Genomic DNA, 16,471 nt, shown 5'->3' with positions numbered 1-16,471 from the left:
GAAGAGCTGAGGAAGGAAATCAAAGAAGCTTTAAATCAATTATTAAATGGCGGAAGAATTGTCGATGTTTATTTTACTGACATTATTGTAAATTAAGTGGATGGGGGTTTAGAATTGGTATATATAGATTGAAGAAAAATGATATGGTAAAATAAACATTGAATCACAGGAGGTTATGCAGAAATGGCGCATAAGTTTAATATAAGCAACAGGCATAAACTTGATAATGAAAAAAGAAAGAATTTCTCCCTCCATATAAAACTCTTGAAAACTTATGATTACAGCATGGAGATATAATGGCGGATATCGGCTGCGGTATTGGGTATTTTACTATACCTGCATCGGAGGTAGTCGGTGAAACTGGTAAAGTGTTTGCTATGGATATATCGTTTGAAATGATTCAGGAAGTTGAGAAGAAAGCGGAAGAAAATAATATTACTAATATAAAAACTATTGTTACCGAAGAAAATGACCTGAAAGTTGATGACGGGGTTGTAACTTATGCTTTTATATGTACAATGCTGCATGAAGTTGAAAATATGCATAAGTTCTTAAATGAGGTTAAGCGGATAATGGCTGAAGGCGGAAGAATTGTAGTGGTAGAATGGCAAAAAACGAAGAGAGATTGGGGTCCTCCTTTAGAGCACAGGCTGGATAAAGCATATGTGGAGAGAGTGATTAAGGATAATGGGTTTAAGGATGTTGCTGCTGTTGATATAAATGAGTATTTTTATGCCGTGATAGGGAGAAAGTAGAAAAGGAGTATGCATATATGTACTTTCGAGTAAGAGCAGCAACCATAATTTTAAATAAAAACAATGAACTTCTTTTAGTACACCATAGACACCCCAAAACAGGAGAAGAATGGTGGACGCTTCCAGGTGGAGGGCTGGAAGGAGAAGAAAGTGCAACAGATGCTATTATCCGTGAAGTTAAGGAAGAATGCAAAATAACATGTATTCCACAAAGGCTGGTATACGTAAGAGAATTTTTAGACTGTAAAAACAACATACATCATGTTGAACTGTTTTTTACTGCAAATGTTAAGGACTGTCAGATTGAAAGAGGTACGGACCCAGAACTTAAAGAGCAGTATATTATTGATGTCAGATTTCTTTCGAGATACGATATAGAGAATTTACCTGTAGCAGTATTCCCTGAGATACTGCGGGACAGGTTCTGGGAAGATTTAAAGAATGATTTTAGAGGACATAATAGTTATCTCGGCCAGAAATGGTGGAAATAATGTATTTTTGAAGAACAAGAAAATGAATGGAGAATTATAACGGTGTTTGAGATAGGAAATATAAATGCTCAAAATAAGCAGGAGTTTTATAAGCAATTAAACACATATCTCGTTGGTTTAATTAGTGAAGAAACAGACTGGCTCGCAGGTATATCTAATGCGTCTGCTTTACTATATCTATTGCTGCCTGATATTAACTGGGCAGGATTTTATTTATATAAAGGCGGAGAATTGATTTTGGGACCATTTCAGGGGAAACCAGCCTGTGTCCGCATCGCTTTAGGAAAAGGAGTCTGTGGTACTGCAGCAAAGACAAGAAAAATACAGGTGGTGGAGGATGTAAATGAATTTCCAGGTCATATTGCTTGTGATGCTGCATCCCAATCGGAAATTGTTCTACCCATTATAAAGGATGATAAATTGATAGGTGTTTTAGATATTGACAGCCCTGTTAAAGCCAGATTAGATAAACAGGATTCTGAAGGATTAAGCAGTTTTGTAAATATTCTAAATCAGTATATTGACTGGCCAGAACAGTTTGAATAATCAATAAAAGGGCAAGCAAATAGAACAAATAAAATATTATAAAAATGCACTTGAAATTATCAATAAAACTTGAAACATACTTTAATCCTCTTTTATTATTTCTTTAAATTAATAGGAATTCAGCATTCTATAAAGGATAAATGGACTAAGAAAAGTACTTTGCTGAAATATCCGCTGGAATTTAATATTGAGGTGAAAAGTATGGGAACAGCATGCCAGATGAATAATTGTTTTAGTAAGTGCTTTAAAGAAAAATTATTAAATACTGAACTGGGATTTTTAATAAAACAAGAAGGGGTTAAAGAAGGTATAAAGGAGGCAATACTAATACTTTTATTAAAGAAAGCAGATACTCTGCCAGACGATATTTATAACAGTATTATGAATCAGGAAAATCAGAGTACTTTGATGGAATGGGTAAGACTGGTTTCGGAAACACAAAATATGGAACAGATAAGAAAAGTAATAAATGGGAAATAAAAAATAAGCCTTCACGGCTTATTTTTTTTGCCCACCTTGCTCTTCTACAACTGCCTTAATCAGTTTCACAATCAAGCGTAAATTATCCTCGGAGCAGTCTTTAAGAAGATTTGCTATTTCATCTTTTATGTATTCTCTTGATTTATATAAAGAATCATATAAGACAAAATCGGGGGTTATACCGAGAGCATTACAGATATCAACGAGGGTTTTGAGGCTTGGTTTTGCAGACCCGCTTTCAATGTGGCTCACATAAACGCTTGAAATTTCAACGGCTTCAGCCAACTGCTCCTGGGTTAGGTTTTTCTTTAGCCGTTCTTCCTTTATCCTTTTGCCTAAACGCTTATAGTCCATTCAAATCACCCCTCTACAATCTAACAATTTTTAGGAGTGATTCTGAATAAACTAAAAGGACATATTGTAATAATAGTTTAAATTATATATAATAAATTGGTATCATTTACCATGTCATGATACTTATTTAGCAGTTGTTGCAGTAACACTATTAAAATAAGTAAAGTGAGAGAGGTGCTTAGGGACACGCGTTGTATAACTTTTTATAAGGTCATTAATATGAAGTAAAAAAGGAAGTGGTTTAATAACGTTGTGTTAAGTATTCAACAAATAAAAGTCAAAATATAAATATTTTTTTAGAGGTAATATGTTTTAGAAGCAAATAACAAAGCAAGTTGAGAGGAGAAGAAACCGTATGAAAGGCAGATACAAAATTGTTTACACTTTATTTTGTTTTATAGTAATCCTTAGTTTAATGGGCTGTTCAGAAAAAGAGTTACCTTTTACCAATTCGCCCGAAAATGATATAAAGATAGATTACATGGAAGATATTGTTTTGAACAAAGACACATATAAAGAGATGTACATGGACTATGCTTCTATGCGGATTGTTGGGTTTATGTCAGAAGACCTTGAAAAATTCCTTACTGAAATGGAAAATGTGTCTACTGAGAGGGTAGGGAAGTTTGCTGATAACGGCGATAAATTCATTATCACGCAAACTATAAAGGAAAAGAATGAAGAAGATATTAAAGAAATATTCAAAAATATGATTGATAACTACTTAAAGTATAGCCGTCTTGGTGACGAAAGTGCGACTAAGTTTGGATTGTCACCAGAATTAGAAACCCAGGACCCTGTAGGGAAAGTAAAGAAATACATGGAAGATAACGACATCAAAATAACGGAAATTTCTTTCCCTAATGGCTTTGAAAAGGTTGATTTTGATATATATCCGATGGAATTCACATATCGATACATTTTAAAGGGTACAATGAAAAAGAAACCCTTTGAAAAGGAAGTAGTCCAAAAATTTTACGTCGGATTCGATTGGTCAAAAGGGAAGGATAAAGAAAATATGAAGGATGTTATTGAGTATATTCGGGATGTTTCAGAATAGTGAAATTTTGGAGGGCTTTTATGAGAAATTCAAGACTCGCAGACATTTGCATATACACTGTGTTGGGTACTATAGTGTTGAATGTATTTATCTTTATTATGATGCTTAACACACCATATACTTTTATAAAAATAATGTCATGGATAAGCAAACCGCTGATGATATTATCTGTTGTCACTTTTGTTACCAGCATGATATCATTAGTACGTGTATTATCATCTAGAAAACAACTTAAAGGGTTAGCAAAGTCAATTATTGCATTGATACTTTCAGTAATAGTTTTTATAGGTATTTTTATACAAGGCCTTTTCGCAGAAGCCATTATATCGGTAGATAAGGTTTTTATACATTAAAATTTTTACAGGAGTGAATAAAATGAAAAAGGTTATTTCAATGTTGCTTGTTTTACTGCTTATGTTGGTTGCAATCACTGGTTGTGGCCAAAACAAAGGAAATAACGAAGTTTCGGGGAACACTGATACAAATATTGAAAACACCGTAGATAACGGGAATACTGCCAGCGAAGAAAAACCTCAAAATACGCAAAAGAATGACGGAAACACAGAGTTGTTTGGAATTCCTCAGAAAACAGAAGAGTATACTATCAGGGATTTGTCAGACCCTCAGAACGAATATATTGTTGAACGAAATAATGGTAAGATTTTTGGAATGGAAGGGTTTTTGATTACAGGAAAAGAGATTAAAGAAGGGGAATATGCAGAAGGAAGTGGCTTTTTTATTTGGGCACAAAACGGAGCATTTGTTATAAAGGGAATTAATTATATCGATGAAGTGTATCACATCACTTTGGAAAAAGTGGAAAAAGGAACCCCCCAAAGTCACGAAATGCTGTTTATTCTTGCACACAAACCGTTTAAAGGACAATTTATCAGGTATACAGACGGGAAAGATTTGCTGAATTTAACCCTTCTGGATAAAGAAGTGGGATTAGAAAGAGTGCAAGGGGAATTCCAGAAAGTAGACCTTGAAAACAACACAATAGATATTATTCCTCCTGGCAGTACCCTTGTAAAAACTTATACTATGGTAAATGTTCCCCCTGAAATGCTGGAAGGTTTGCAGAAAGATGATGTAATCGAGTATATGAGAGGAGATTACAACGATACAGTATATGCTGTAAGAAAAGTAGAGGAATAATATTGAGCAAGTGTTAAGCAGGTTTTAAGGCTTAAAAAAGGCACTTGTATAAATATATTAGATATGACTTAATTTGGGTGAAGGAGGCATTTCGTATGAGAAAACTATTTTTCCTCATATTAATTGGAATAATGTTAATTACTGCTCCATTAAATCCAGTTATGGTACATGCATCTTCAGAAATTCAATTTTCTGATGTTAAGAAGACAGATTGGTTTTACCCAACAGTATCAAAGTTAGTGGAAAAAGGATATATAGGAGGGTATCCTGACGGGACTTTTAAACCACAGAATAATATTAGGGTATCGGAGTTTACAAAGATATTAATTTCAGCCATTGGTTATCAAGTAGATGTATCAAAAGGTGGGTATTGGGCAGAAGGTTACATAAATAAAGCAAAAGAACTTGGAATTATTAAAGATGGTGAGTTTAATGATTATGAAAGATATATAACCCGTGGAGAAATGGCGAGAATGATTGTTAGAGCGGGTACAGACAGTAGTATTAAGGAGCAAGGAATAAGTTTGGATGTTCCTGAAAACTATAAAGAGTATTCTTCCCTTATCACTGATTACTCAACCCTTGACCCTAATTCACAGGATACTGCATTGAAAATCTTTACTTCGGGGATTATTTCAGGTTTTCCAGACGGAACTATTGGATTTAATAAAAACGCTACAAGGGCAGAAGCATGTGCAATCCTTATGAGATTTCTCGAAAAAGACCAAAGAAGAATTCCCCAGTTGCCTGCAGATTTCAGTAATACATTATATGAAGAAAAACAAATACCAAACGCAGCATCTGTTTTTGAGAAAAGGAAAAATGGTCTTACTACTTTTTCTGCTGAAGAACTAAAGATTTTGCTGGACGAAATCTATCCTGGTGATAATCTAACTCAGAAATGGATAGACACATATCCGGCAGAAAAATTATATGAATATTTTGGTCAAAAATACTCTGATACTTTTTATGATTATATTAGAACGAGTGAAAAAATTATTGATAACTCTACGGTTGAGTGTGATATAACTGTAAAATTGTCAGATGGCGGTACAAAAAAACATAAAGTAAGACTTAAGATTGACGATAATCAATTTTGGAGTGTAATTTCTGACGATATAGTTCAGTAAAAAAGAACGGATAATAAAAGTATATATAAGTTTTGCTCTCCCATCTTTCAATATATTGCAGATGGGAGATTAATCATATATACTCTGCGGATAGATTAATATAAAATCCTTACGAGTTAAAGTTGAAGGAGGATTTTTTATAATGAAGAGAACAAAATATTTATTTAAGATTATGGCATTAATCATGGTATTAAGCATGATTTTGCCCACTGGACTGGTATCTCAGACAAAAGTGTTTGCAAGTACCCCTATACATTTTACTGATGTAAAGGAAACTGACTGGTTCTATAAAGATGTAATGGAATTAACAAGAAGAGGGTTAATCTCAGGGTATTCTGATAATACATTCAAGCCAAGCGCTCAAATCCGAGTAGACGAATTTATTAAAATCTTAGTTTCTGCTATTGATGAAAATATCAAACCTTCTCAAAGTAATTATTGGGCAGATAGTTATATCAATAGGGCTAAGGAATTAGGTATTATTCAAGACGGAGAATTTACAAATTATACCCGATATATTACCCGTGGCGAAATGGCAAGGATGATTGTCAGGGCGGGGACAGGAACAAGTGCTAAGGGAAAAGGATTTAGTTTAGATATTCCTGAAAACTATAAAGAGTACTCTTACCTTATTACTGATTACTCAACCCTTGACCCTGATTCAAAAGACATTGCATTAAAAGTATTTGTTTCTGGAATTACATCAGGATTCTCTGATGGAAGTTTTGGATTTGGTAAAAACGCTACAAGAGCAGAAGCATGTACTATTCTTATGAGATTTCTGGAAAAAAACCAAAGAAAAATTCCTCAATTGCCAATAGATTTAAGTAATACTTTGAGTGTAAGGGAGTTCACAACCCAGTTACTAAAGGCTATGGGAAAAGAGGCTACTATGGAGTATGCTTATGAAAAAGGTTATGTAAGGTCTTCCGCAGAATATCCATCTTATGAAAAGCCTATTTTGAGAAGAGAAGCCACTTTAACAATAGCAAGAATTATGGATGATTTAACGGATATGCCTGCTTTATTTACTTCAGGTGATAATGATTTGTTTATTAAAGGCTATACACGAAACCATAAACTTCAGCCGTATCAAATCAATAAATTAATTAATAATATAGGCAAGCAATATTTCACTTTAGTTTATTGGGAAAATTATAGGGGTTATGTAAAAGATATTCGAATGATAACTCCAAACTATCAAAAGGAAATGATTACTTTATATCTAGCGGGTATAATTGATACCAACAATAATAAAGAATTAAAGCCTTATGACTTTTTAACAAAAGAAGAAGCACAAAAGTGGATAAATAAAGTTAAAGAATACAGTTCATTAAGTTCAGATGAAGTATTAAGTAAACTTGCTGTAAATATCAGAAAACTAGAAGAAAAACCTATGCCTGAAGTAGAAAAACCATCGAATGCGGAAATCTGGCGTTCAACTTCACCATATGTTAATAAGAGGCTGTATGAATATCCATTGAAGTTGGACAAAGAGAAATATTTTATGTTTAATTTCTATAATACCGAAGTAAAAACTGACATATTGAAAGACCATAAATTAGTAGGTGAATTGTATTTTAACAATAAATATACTGTTGATTATAGGACTTTAGACGCTCAATCAAAATACTATAGTCCATATGGTGGAGGAATAAGCGGGGTAGGGAATTATGAAACAAGAGTACTCTTTTATCATAATCCTGGTCTCCCTGTTAATGGTTATATAGATGAAGAAGGAAACGATAGAAAAATTGAAGATATGATTTTTGCAGATGAAATATTGAAACAAGAGATTGAAAAATATAAAAAGTATAAAGTAGTTTCTCAAGCAGAATTAATAACGGATGAATCTTTGGGTTATATCAACATGACTCCTATGGTTAGGGCAACATTAAGAATAATTTATTATCCTCCAACTGACCCAATGTTTTTAAAAGAACAAGGATTAGAAGCAGGCAAATGGTATGAAAAAGACATAGTAATTGTAATGGCAAATACAGTGGATGGAGTTAGAGAGTTTAGGGATAGATGGAAGTTCTCCCCAATTAATTATACAAAGCATTATGATTTAAGTTCTTTCAGGCCTATGGAATATCTTAAATAAAAAATTTTAATATCTGTTGAAGTTGAAAAAGAAGGGTTGTTATTACCCTTCTTTTTTATATTAAAAATTTGAATTTATTAAAAATTTGAATTTATAACACAGAAACTTATAATAAACATAAATACTGACGAGTAAGGAGGTGAAAATATAGATGTGTGGAAATAAGGTTATAAAAATTAAATTCAGTATGTATATGATAATAATTTTACTGCTTTTAAATTTCTCTCCTTTATTTCAGATAACACAATTGACTCAAGTATATGCAAATGACGACTTGCGGTTGCCAGAATTAGGAGGTAGAACACCCCTTGAATGGTATACTATACATGGTTCTGGAGTAGTATTTTCACCAGAAAGCCAAACACTTACATTTGTAAATGAAGCCAGGGCAGCCTCAAGTATAAATGTTATTAGATTTGCAACTATTGGATGGCAAGTAAGGTTTGAACCTCTTGACGGCTCGACCAAATATTTAACATGGATATATCCAAACTGGTTAGGGGTAAATGAAAGGGATAATGGAAGGATATATACTCCCTTCGCCGTTCCGATTTCTCCTTCTACGAATCAAAAATATAAAGGTAGTATTATTGAATGTTTGCTTGAAGATTTTCCAAACACAATTACCCAAGACTATCTTTCTACAAAATTTGCACAAGGCGTAGAGATTTACTTTGATGCAATTATTAGTATTAGGGAAGCAGGAACAATGCAGACTAATGCAATTATGACTGATGACAGAAGGGTTATAGGAAATGACCAAGCACCACCTCAAAACAGAGGAGAATATTATTTAACTCAACATGGAACATCTTTGGCAACTAATCATATGACAAATCGAGAAAAAGTTACTCAATGGGATATTGACAAAAGAGGAGCAGCAGGAGCCAGACAATGGCTAGACCCAGGAATGTTCAAAGACTATTTTGGTAAAAAATGCATATTCAAAAAAGAGGATGTAATTGTACAAAAAACAGTTCAATATACACATTGGACTACTACTGGAGAAAGATTAGACCCTGGTGGAAAACCTTTAATTTGGGGGTTATACGATATTAAGCCTGGTGAAACGATACCAGTAGAAGTTACAGGTTTGACCTTCCCAGGTTATAAAATTCATCATAGTGCTTTTAACTATACTGGTCAGGGTGGAAAAGATGATGTTGAAATTGTTACAGGTGACCAAGCCATTACCAGAACAATTAATTTAACGGCTGACCGTGAACACCATTATGTGTATTTCTATTATGAACCAATTGAAAATGGTGGTAGTCAGCCTACAGGAAGTATAACATTTGACCCTTATCAGTCCGCAGATATTCTAGGGAACAGAGACAACTGGGTTAATCAGGATATTAATGTAAAAGTTACAGTTGAGGCTTCTAAAGAAACGGTAGTAATGACTTCTTCCGAAAGCAGGAGTTACAAGTATTATGACCCATGCTATACAAAAAGAAGAGAATGTGATAGAGACTGCTGGACTGATGAAAATGGGAACAGACATTGTGATACTGATTGTTGGTATGAATGTGTTGGTGCATGGGTAACTGATAGCACCTCATGTAGTTATAGACAAACATGGAAAGCAACAGAACTCTATGTTACAGGAGAAGGGAAAACAGCACAAGGTAGTACCGTTTCACTTGGACCATTTACAATTCCTAATGGTGGGACAATTGCTAATAAGGGAATAGGAATAAGGGGTAAGGTTATGAATATTTTATTACATATATATTTCAAATTTTAAATTGGACCTGACAAATTTTTTTATGCGCGCTACAATTATCTTATAAATTTATATTACAGAGGGGATGATTATCGATGAAAAAGAAAATAAATATTATGCTTAATATAGTAATACCAACCGCAGTTGCATATATAGTATTTTTCCTGCTTTATTATTTTTATCAGAGAATGTTTTATGAATACAGGTTACTGGCTATTATACCGTTCTTAATAGTTACACTGTATTTAATGATAGATAACAGAAGAGAGTGGAAGGTGATAAAGCAGAATAGTTAGAGAATTAGGAGTAAGGAGAAAAAGGGATAAGGTCAAACTTACCCCTTATCCCTAAGTCCTGTAAAGGATAAAGAAGGTAGGGTAGGAGTTATGAAATATGTAATAATAAGCCTTATAGTATGTATTACAATTGTAGCCATTGCTGCAATAATAGGCATTATGAAAAGAAAATAGTAAGTATTATATATAGCAAAAAACAGGCAATATGAGCCTGTTTTTTAGTCTGAAACTAAAGGTAAATTTGTTTCTAATAATCTGATATAGCATTAATACTTTCTTCCAAATCCTCCTGTCTCACTTTAAGATAAATGGCGCTGCTTTCTATACTTTCATGTCCTAACAACAACTGTACAGTATTAATATCAGCATTAGGTGTATTTAGAATTTGAATTGCAAAGTGATGTCTGAACATATGAGGATGAATTTTAATATTGGTATCATTTGCCCAGCGTTTTAGTATTTTAAAGATTCCAGAGCGGGTAAAAGGGCGTTTCCTTTCGCTTATTAAAAGATAATCAGAAGATATGGACATTTTATCTCTTTCTTCTATATATGAAATTATAGCCTTTCTGACATCTAAATGAAGAGGAATATTCCTTTCTTTTTGATTTTTACCTATAACTCTTAGATTTCCAGAGCGGTCATTTATGGTAATGTCACAAAGGCGGATATTTATAAGTTCACTGACCCTGACTCCAGTTTTTGATAATAACTCAAAAACTACTATCCATAGAATTTTTTGACTTCTATACACATATCTTTTGATTTTCCTAAAGTCTGAGTCAGAAAAACCCTTTGGAGCAGTAGGTTTATTTGTACGTATCTTCTTTAGATTTTCAGCAGGATTGTTTTTAATAATGCTATGACTTTGAAGAAAGTAAAAATATTCTTTTAGTGCTGCAATTTTATTATTTATGGTAGATGCTTTTTGGCGCTTGATATTTAAGAGATAATTCCGGTAGTCTTGTAAGTCCATCATGATTACATTTCCTGGGATAAATTTTTCACCATATGACTCGGTGTAGTATTTTATAAAATCATTGATATTGGTAGTATAAGTTGATATTGTTCCACTTGATTTATCGTTTTTATTTAAATAATCTACAAAATCATCCAAATAATATTCCTTAGTATCCATGACTAAACTCCCTTACTTAAATTTTACTATGATTTTAAGGATACATAAGGTTAAATTCAAGTTTATATACCAGGTAGATTTCAAGTTTAAAAGTAAGGCTAAAAAGTTTTGTGGACAATTTTTAAGGGCTTATTACCTCAAAATAAGATAAAATGGCACTTGATTTTGATTGTATTCTCCACAAAATCCCGTTTTTGTTGACAAGTTTTGTGGAAAATTCTTCTTATATGGTATATAATGGTGTAAAATCTAAGTATATCGTTCTATCCTAATTAAGGAGGAAAGATATGTTTGTATCAAAACTTTTAATAAGAAATTTTAGAAGTATTGAAAAAGAAAGTATTTATTTTAGACCTGGGAAGAATGTATTGATAGGTAAAAATAATTCTGGAAAGAGTAATATTGTTAAAGCATTAGATTTAGTACTAGGAGAGAAGAGTCCAGTATATTTAGATATAAATGAAAAAGACTTTTTTACATATTACGAAGATGGAATAGAAAAGACAAAAAAAGCGTTTTTTATAGCAGTGAAATTAGAGGGAAATGACATAAATGAAGAATTATTTAAAAGTATTAGTGGAGCATGGTTAGCACCTGTTGGAGATAAGAATCTTATAGAGGACTTTTTTGAAGAAAGCAAAAATCCTGAACTACTTATAAAAAATTTTGATACTCTAAGTAATAGAAAATATTATAAGGATACAAATGAGTTGTTTGATATTTTTAGAAATACACAAGAGTTATATATTTATTATGCTGTTATGAAAAATGTCATAATTGAAAATAAAGATTATGATATGGATAATCAGCAAAGTAATTATTCAAAAACATATTCAATTTTTTTAAAGCATGATAACCAATATTATAGATGTAAGTTTACTAATGATTTGAAGAATTCGCTGATTACAAGTGCAATTTTATCTGCAGTAAGAGATATAAATAAAGAACTTAGGATTAATACATGGAGTTGGTATGGAAGATTAATAAGAGATATTTGGGAAAATTGTAATTCCAGTAAAAAAAGAGAAATAGATAAAAAACTCAGTCAAATTAAAGAGATTACTGATGATATCTTTACAAACGCTACATCAGATATTGAAGAAAAAATCAAAAAGGCTATTTATCATAATAGTATATCCTTCCAACTTCTCCAAAATACTAAAGATGATATTTATAAAGGAATAAATATATTTGTTAATGATGGTGTTGAAGGTTTATTAGAGGATAAAGGGACAGGCATTCAGAGTGCAGTCATAATATCATTATTTTCTTATTATTGTAGTAAATTTCATAAAAACTCATCACTGCTTGTGGTTGAAGAGCCAGAAATATATTTACATCCTCAGGCTAGAAGAGTTGTCTCAAATAAATTTGATGAGTTTGTTAACCTTAATTCTACTAATAGAAATCAGGTGATTATTACAACTCACTCATCTGAGTTTATTAAAAACACTGATATAGGCAATATAATATTGGTTAAGAAGGTTAATGGAAAAACAAAAACAAGACGTATAGAAATGGAAACAGATAAGCATAAAGAATTGGCAAAAATACAAAATATAATATCAACTAAAAATGCAGAAATATTTTTTGCAGATAAAGTTATATTGGTAGAAGGTGGTGAGGAATATTTAATACCGTTAATAGCAGAGCATCATTATAACGAAAAAGGTTTTTTAGATTATAATAATATTAGTGTGGCCAAAGTAGGGGGAAAATCTTTCTTCAAGCCATATATGGAGGTATTAGCATGTTTAGGAATTGAATATTATGTTATTGCTGATTTTGATATTCTTCATAAAGGTTTAGAAGATATTGGCGAATTTATAAATGATTTTTCTCAGGAAGAATTAAATGATATTAGAAAGTCATTAAATGAAATAATACCAACTAATGAGCCTTGGTTAAAGAGTAAAGATATAAGAAAAAAACTGTTAAAACCTGATAAAAGCATGGATGCCAAATTATTATGTGATGTTTTAGACGAAATTTGTGCTACTGAAGAATATAATGACAAGTTAAAAGAAATATGGCAGTATGTGAGACCCAAAGTAACTAAAAAAGTAAATTATAGAATATTAGAAAATTATAAAGATATAAAAACTAAAGTTTACAAATACATAGATAAATTAAAAGCAAGTAATATTTTTATACTAAAAAAAGGGGAACTAGAAGATTATATTACTGATGAGGGTCAAAAAATAATTGAAGATTTAGGATTTGCGAATCAAAAAGAGTTAAAAATTATAAAGTTATCAGAACTAATAAATAACGGTGATATTGAAATAGAGCAAGTACTTGACATTGAAGATTATGTTGAAGTGATAAATAACTTAGTTTAAATAATTAAGACAATAATTGTATTTACGTACGAAATAGTTTAATAATTTGATAATTTAAACAAATTTTGCATTTTTATTGTAGAATTTATCTACATAGACGAATATTAGTGATTTATGGTATATTTAACTTGTCCATTATTTGTATAAAAGGGGTGGATATTATGTTGAGGTTTAAGTTATCAGACTATATAATTAATGCATCAAATGTTAATTATGGTGAACCAAAATTGTCAGTACATACAGGAAAACAACTTGAGACACTTTCGTTCAATTTGCAAATTAGAGGTAAAACTCTGAATGATGCTTTTAATAACAAATTGCATGAAGTAAAGAATGGAGGGATTTTTAGTACTGATAATAATGGTGTTAATATTAAGGAGTATAAGTTAGTAAACCATTCTTACAGTTATACTGGAAACTATACGGATGAAAATACTATTTATACTTATACGTTATACTTAGAAGAAATAGAAAAATTAAAAATAGACAGTTTAGTTATTGCAGGAGTTGAGGTTGTACCTTATGAATTTACGGAAACATATGATAATGCTATCATAATACAAGCAAAAATAAAATTATCCAAAAAAGATGCAGAAAAACTTGATAAGGCTACAAATGGGAATAAGTACTTTGATGTAATAAGAAAAGGTATTAGTGATGAAGTTAAAAAAATGAGATTTGGCAAAATTATCTGGTCAGAAAATGATGGTTATATTAAAAAAGATATTGTACTTGTAGAAGATATTTACGACAACGAAGAATCACCTATTTCGAAGTTTTTCCAGCCTGAATTTAGTAACATTATGGATATATTGTCATATGTCAAAAATTTAAATGATGAATTATTAAAATTACTAGTATCAAAAGGTCAGTTGTCTACTGAGGAATCAGAACAAATAAAGATAGTAGCAAAGAATAATATTAAAGCAACTAATATGGAGTATTTTAGAGTGGAAGATATTGATAAATTTTAAATTTATTAGGATTATTATAGCAAAGGATGGAATTTTATAATTCCATCCTTTGCTATTTTTTATACTAATAAAGCGTTTTGTTGATATTTGAATCTTTGCAATTTAGCAATTTCTACTTCTTATTGTTTTCACTAAGTTATATCTTAAGTGTCTCAATTTATTTTATAAATTATCATGAATTTTCTTTTAATTATTCTGTAAAAGCATTAATTCTATCTTAGTTTAGATTATCTTTACTAAATAGTAAAAAGATATAAACCAAAAGGTTTAATTTGATTAATAGGCCTTTCCATAGTTTAAAAATTACTCCAAAAAGTTGATTTACAAAATGATGCTTATATAATATATCAAAATCAATACTGAATGGAGTGATTTATTAATGAGAGGTGTGACGATTTTCGGGAATTTCACTGTATTACAAACTTTTATGCTTAATGGCGTACAAGTTGATAAAGGCTTTGATGAGAGGCTAGATATATTTTATAGAACAAATCTTTGTGTAGAAAACAATGATGATATTTATTATGAATATGTGGAGTGTTACTATAGAAATATAGATGATTTAAAAGAAGACCTGAAGAAGTTTAATTTAGATTAGAGTTGACTATAAACGGATTATCCAGATGAGTTGAGTATTATGGTTTCCAATAAATAATTGTTGATAGGATAATTATACGTTATAAAGGAACTCATGATATAACGATTAAAAATTATGAGGTGAAGAAGGAATGGAAGAAATCACAATAACATGGCATGGACCATACAAACTACAGAATATTGAATGATATGATATAGTAAATGAAATAGGAATTTATGCAATATATAGAGTATTTGGTAATAATGAAACACTTCTATATATAGGTAAAACTGAACGTTCTTTTTTAAATCGAATTAATGAACATACTAAAGAATGGCTGCATCTATATCGAGGACAGTTGTATGTTAGATTTGGAGTGCTATCATTTGAACCAGGCAAAAAATTCTCTTCAAAGAAACTAAATGACGTAGAATCATTATTAATTACATACTGCAAACCACCTGAGAATACAAGTAATTATAAATATTACAGCGGCAGAGAAAATATTAAAATTGTAAACAATGGTAGGTTTGGGATGATATCCAAGATTATATCAACCGATATGTTAGAATGGTGTTGATATGAAGTTGATTAATTTCTGTGAATAAAAACAAACCATTTTACTAAAAGTAAAAGATGAAGTAATACTTGATAAGAATGCGTAGCCCTCTTTATATTATACACAGTTTAGAAATAGGAATTTTATAGATATAAGGAGGGCTTATTTTATGCTTTTAAAATCGGAAGAAATTTATTCAAAATTCAATGAAGAAAATATTCAAGTTGTAATTCCTAAAAAATTACTATTCATTTTATTGCAGCAGGTAGATAGACTTCTTGAAGTATTGGGTAATGAAGAAGAGGTAGTAAATAACTTTGCAATATATGAATATATAGGCAATGCCGAGATGTTAATGGTTAAACTATATATTCTTATAACCGAGCCTTATAATCAAAAAGAAGTTATTTTAGAAACAAGTATTGCAGAGTTTCTTGTCATAAGGGATTTAGTATTTTGCAATTATACACTACCTCATTTAAGGGGGAAAATGAGGCCTTCTATATGCAAAGCATACAAGGATTTTTATGATGAGATTGAAGACATCTTCGGAATGCTTGATAGTAATGAAGTCAACACATATTGGAATTACTTAAAAAACTATAAATTCGAAGGTGGAATGCTTCAGTAAAATAATGAAAAGGCATAGATAGCATAGTGTAAAATAATTGTAGGCAGGCAATTTTATCAACAAGAAAAAAAGGGCGTGTGGTATTTGTGGGAATTTCACATAGCCGTCTACATCTAGATGAAAATACTGTTGAACATATTTTAAAGA

17 protein-coding genes are annotated in these 16,471 nt (G+C 31.2%); 15 read left to right on the top strand and 2 right to left on the bottom strand.

The features are described from left to right. Positions 1–6 precede the first annotated feature (6 nt). From JT739_RS11550 to JT739_RS11530, 5 genes are all read left to right on the top strand, one after another. Positions 7–96 carry a hypothetical protein gene (locus JT739_RS11550; RefSeq protein WP_255688752.1) on the top strand — a complete coding sequence of 30 codons (90 nt, stop codon included), beginning with the start codon at positions 7–9 and terminating at the stop codon, positions 94–96. A gap of 200 nt (positions 97–296) precedes the next feature. Continuing rightward, on the top strand, positions 297–755 hold the full coding sequence (locus JT739_RS11545; RefSeq protein WP_237661279.1) for a methyltransferase domain-containing protein: 459 nt from the start codon (positions 297–299) through the stop codon (positions 753–755). 17 nt (positions 756–772) lie between these two features. After that, positions 773–1,246: an NUDIX domain-containing protein gene (locus JT739_RS11540; protein WP_237661278.1), complete on the top strand. Its 474-nt coding sequence runs from the start codon at positions 773–775 to the stop codon at positions 1,244–1,246. A gap of 42 nt (positions 1,247–1,288) precedes the next feature. After that, positions 1,289–1,792: a GAF domain-containing protein gene (locus JT739_RS12985; protein ID WP_237661277.1), complete on the top strand. Its 504-nt coding sequence runs from the start codon at positions 1,289–1,291 to the stop codon at positions 1,790–1,792. A 201-nt stretch (positions 1,793–1,993) separates the two neighbouring features. After that, positions 1,994–2,272: a hypothetical protein gene (locus JT739_RS11530; RefSeq protein WP_237661276.1), complete on the top strand. Its 279-nt coding sequence runs from the start codon at positions 1,994–1,996 to the stop codon at positions 2,270–2,272. Positions 2,273–2,290: 18 nt separating this feature from the next. Here the strand turns inward: JT739_RS11530 and JT739_RS11525 are convergent, their stop codons facing one another. Further along, positions 2,291–2,626: a helix-turn-helix domain-containing protein gene (locus JT739_RS11525; RefSeq protein WP_237661275.1), complete on the bottom strand. Its 336-nt coding sequence runs from the start codon at positions 2,624–2,626 to the stop codon at positions 2,291–2,293. Between the two features lie 355 nt (positions 2,627–2,981). Between JT739_RS11525 and JT739_RS11520 the strand changes: the two genes are divergently transcribed. The 6 genes from JT739_RS11520 to JT739_RS11495 all read left to right on the top strand — a co-directional run bounded on the left by JT739_RS11520 (position 2,982) and on the right by JT739_RS11495 (position 9,828). Next, complete coding sequence (locus JT739_RS11520) at positions 2,982–3,686, top strand: hypothetical protein (RefSeq protein ID WP_237661274.1); 705 nt, start codon at positions 2,982–2,984, stop codon at positions 3,684–3,686. Between the two features lie 20 nt (positions 3,687–3,706). Further along, positions 3,707–4,039 carry a hypothetical protein gene (locus JT739_RS11515; protein ID WP_237661273.1) on the top strand — a complete coding sequence of 111 codons (333 nt, stop codon included), beginning with the start codon at positions 3,707–3,709 and terminating at the stop codon, positions 4,037–4,039. A 22-nt stretch (positions 4,040–4,061) separates the two neighbouring features. Further along, complete coding sequence (locus JT739_RS11510) at positions 4,062–4,844, top strand: hypothetical protein (RefSeq protein WP_237661272.1); 783 nt, start codon at positions 4,062–4,064, stop codon at positions 4,842–4,844. 95 nt (positions 4,845–4,939) lie between these two features. Beyond that, the gene (locus JT739_RS11505) at positions 4,940–5,974 is read left to right on the top strand and encodes an S-layer homology domain-containing protein (protein WP_237661271.1); all 1,035 of its coding nucleotides are present in this window, start codon (positions 4,940–4,942) and stop codon (positions 5,972–5,974) included. Positions 5,975–6,116: 142 nt separating this feature from the next. After that, positions 6,117–8,081, top strand: a complete 1,965-nt coding sequence (locus JT739_RS11500; RefSeq protein ID WP_237661270.1) for an S-layer homology domain-containing protein — start codon at positions 6,117–6,119, stop codon at positions 8,079–8,081. Positions 8,082–8,232: 151 nt separating this feature from the next. Continuing rightward, positions 8,233–9,828 carry a hypothetical protein gene (locus JT739_RS11495; protein ID WP_237661269.1) on the top strand — a complete coding sequence of 532 codons (1,596 nt, stop codon included), beginning with the start codon at positions 8,233–8,235 and terminating at the stop codon, positions 9,826–9,828. A 522-nt stretch (positions 9,829–10,350) separates the two neighbouring features. Here JT739_RS11495 and JT739_RS11490 read toward each other — a convergent pair. Further along, on the bottom strand, positions 10,351–11,241 hold the full coding sequence (locus JT739_RS11490) for a tyrosine-type recombinase/integrase (RefSeq protein WP_237661268.1): 891 nt from the start codon (positions 11,239–11,241) through the stop codon (positions 10,351–10,353). Between the two features lie 287 nt (positions 11,242–11,528). On the opposite strand from JT739_RS11490, the gene JT739_RS11485 reads away from it, so the two are divergent. The 4 genes from JT739_RS11485 to JT739_RS11470 all read left to right on the top strand — a co-directional run bounded on the left by JT739_RS11485 (position 11,529) and on the right by JT739_RS11470 (position 16,324). Beyond that, positions 11,529–13,583, top strand: coding sequence for an ATP-dependent endonuclease (locus JT739_RS11485; RefSeq protein ID WP_237661267.1), 2,055 nt, complete (start codon positions 11,529–11,531; stop codon positions 13,581–13,583). A gap of 161 nt (positions 13,584–13,744) precedes the next feature. Further along, the gene (locus tag JT739_RS11480) at positions 13,745–14,557 is read left to right on the top strand and encodes a hypothetical protein (protein WP_237661266.1); all 813 of its coding nucleotides are present in this window, start codon (positions 13,745–13,747) and stop codon (positions 14,555–14,557) included. Between the two features lie 379 nt (positions 14,558–14,936). Then, the gene (locus JT739_RS11475) at positions 14,937–15,155 is read left to right on the top strand and encodes a hypothetical protein (protein ID WP_237661265.1); all 219 of its coding nucleotides are present in this window, start codon (positions 14,937–14,939) and stop codon (positions 15,153–15,155) included. A gap of 707 nt (positions 15,156–15,862) precedes the next feature. Then, positions 15,863–16,324 carry a hypothetical protein gene (locus JT739_RS11470; protein ID WP_237661264.1) on the top strand — a complete coding sequence of 154 codons (462 nt, stop codon included), beginning with the start codon at positions 15,863–15,865 and terminating at the stop codon, positions 16,322–16,324. Positions 16,325–16,471: the final 147 nt, after the last annotated feature.

The organism is Tepidanaerobacter sp. GT38 (genome assembly GCF_021991635.1).
Taxonomy (GTDB): domain Bacteria; phylum Bacillota; class Thermosediminibacteria; order Thermosediminibacterales; family Tepidanaerobacteraceae; genus DTU063.
The sequence above is the reverse complement of the archived record's forward strand: the minus strand, read 5'-3'. Positions and strand labels throughout refer to the sequence as shown.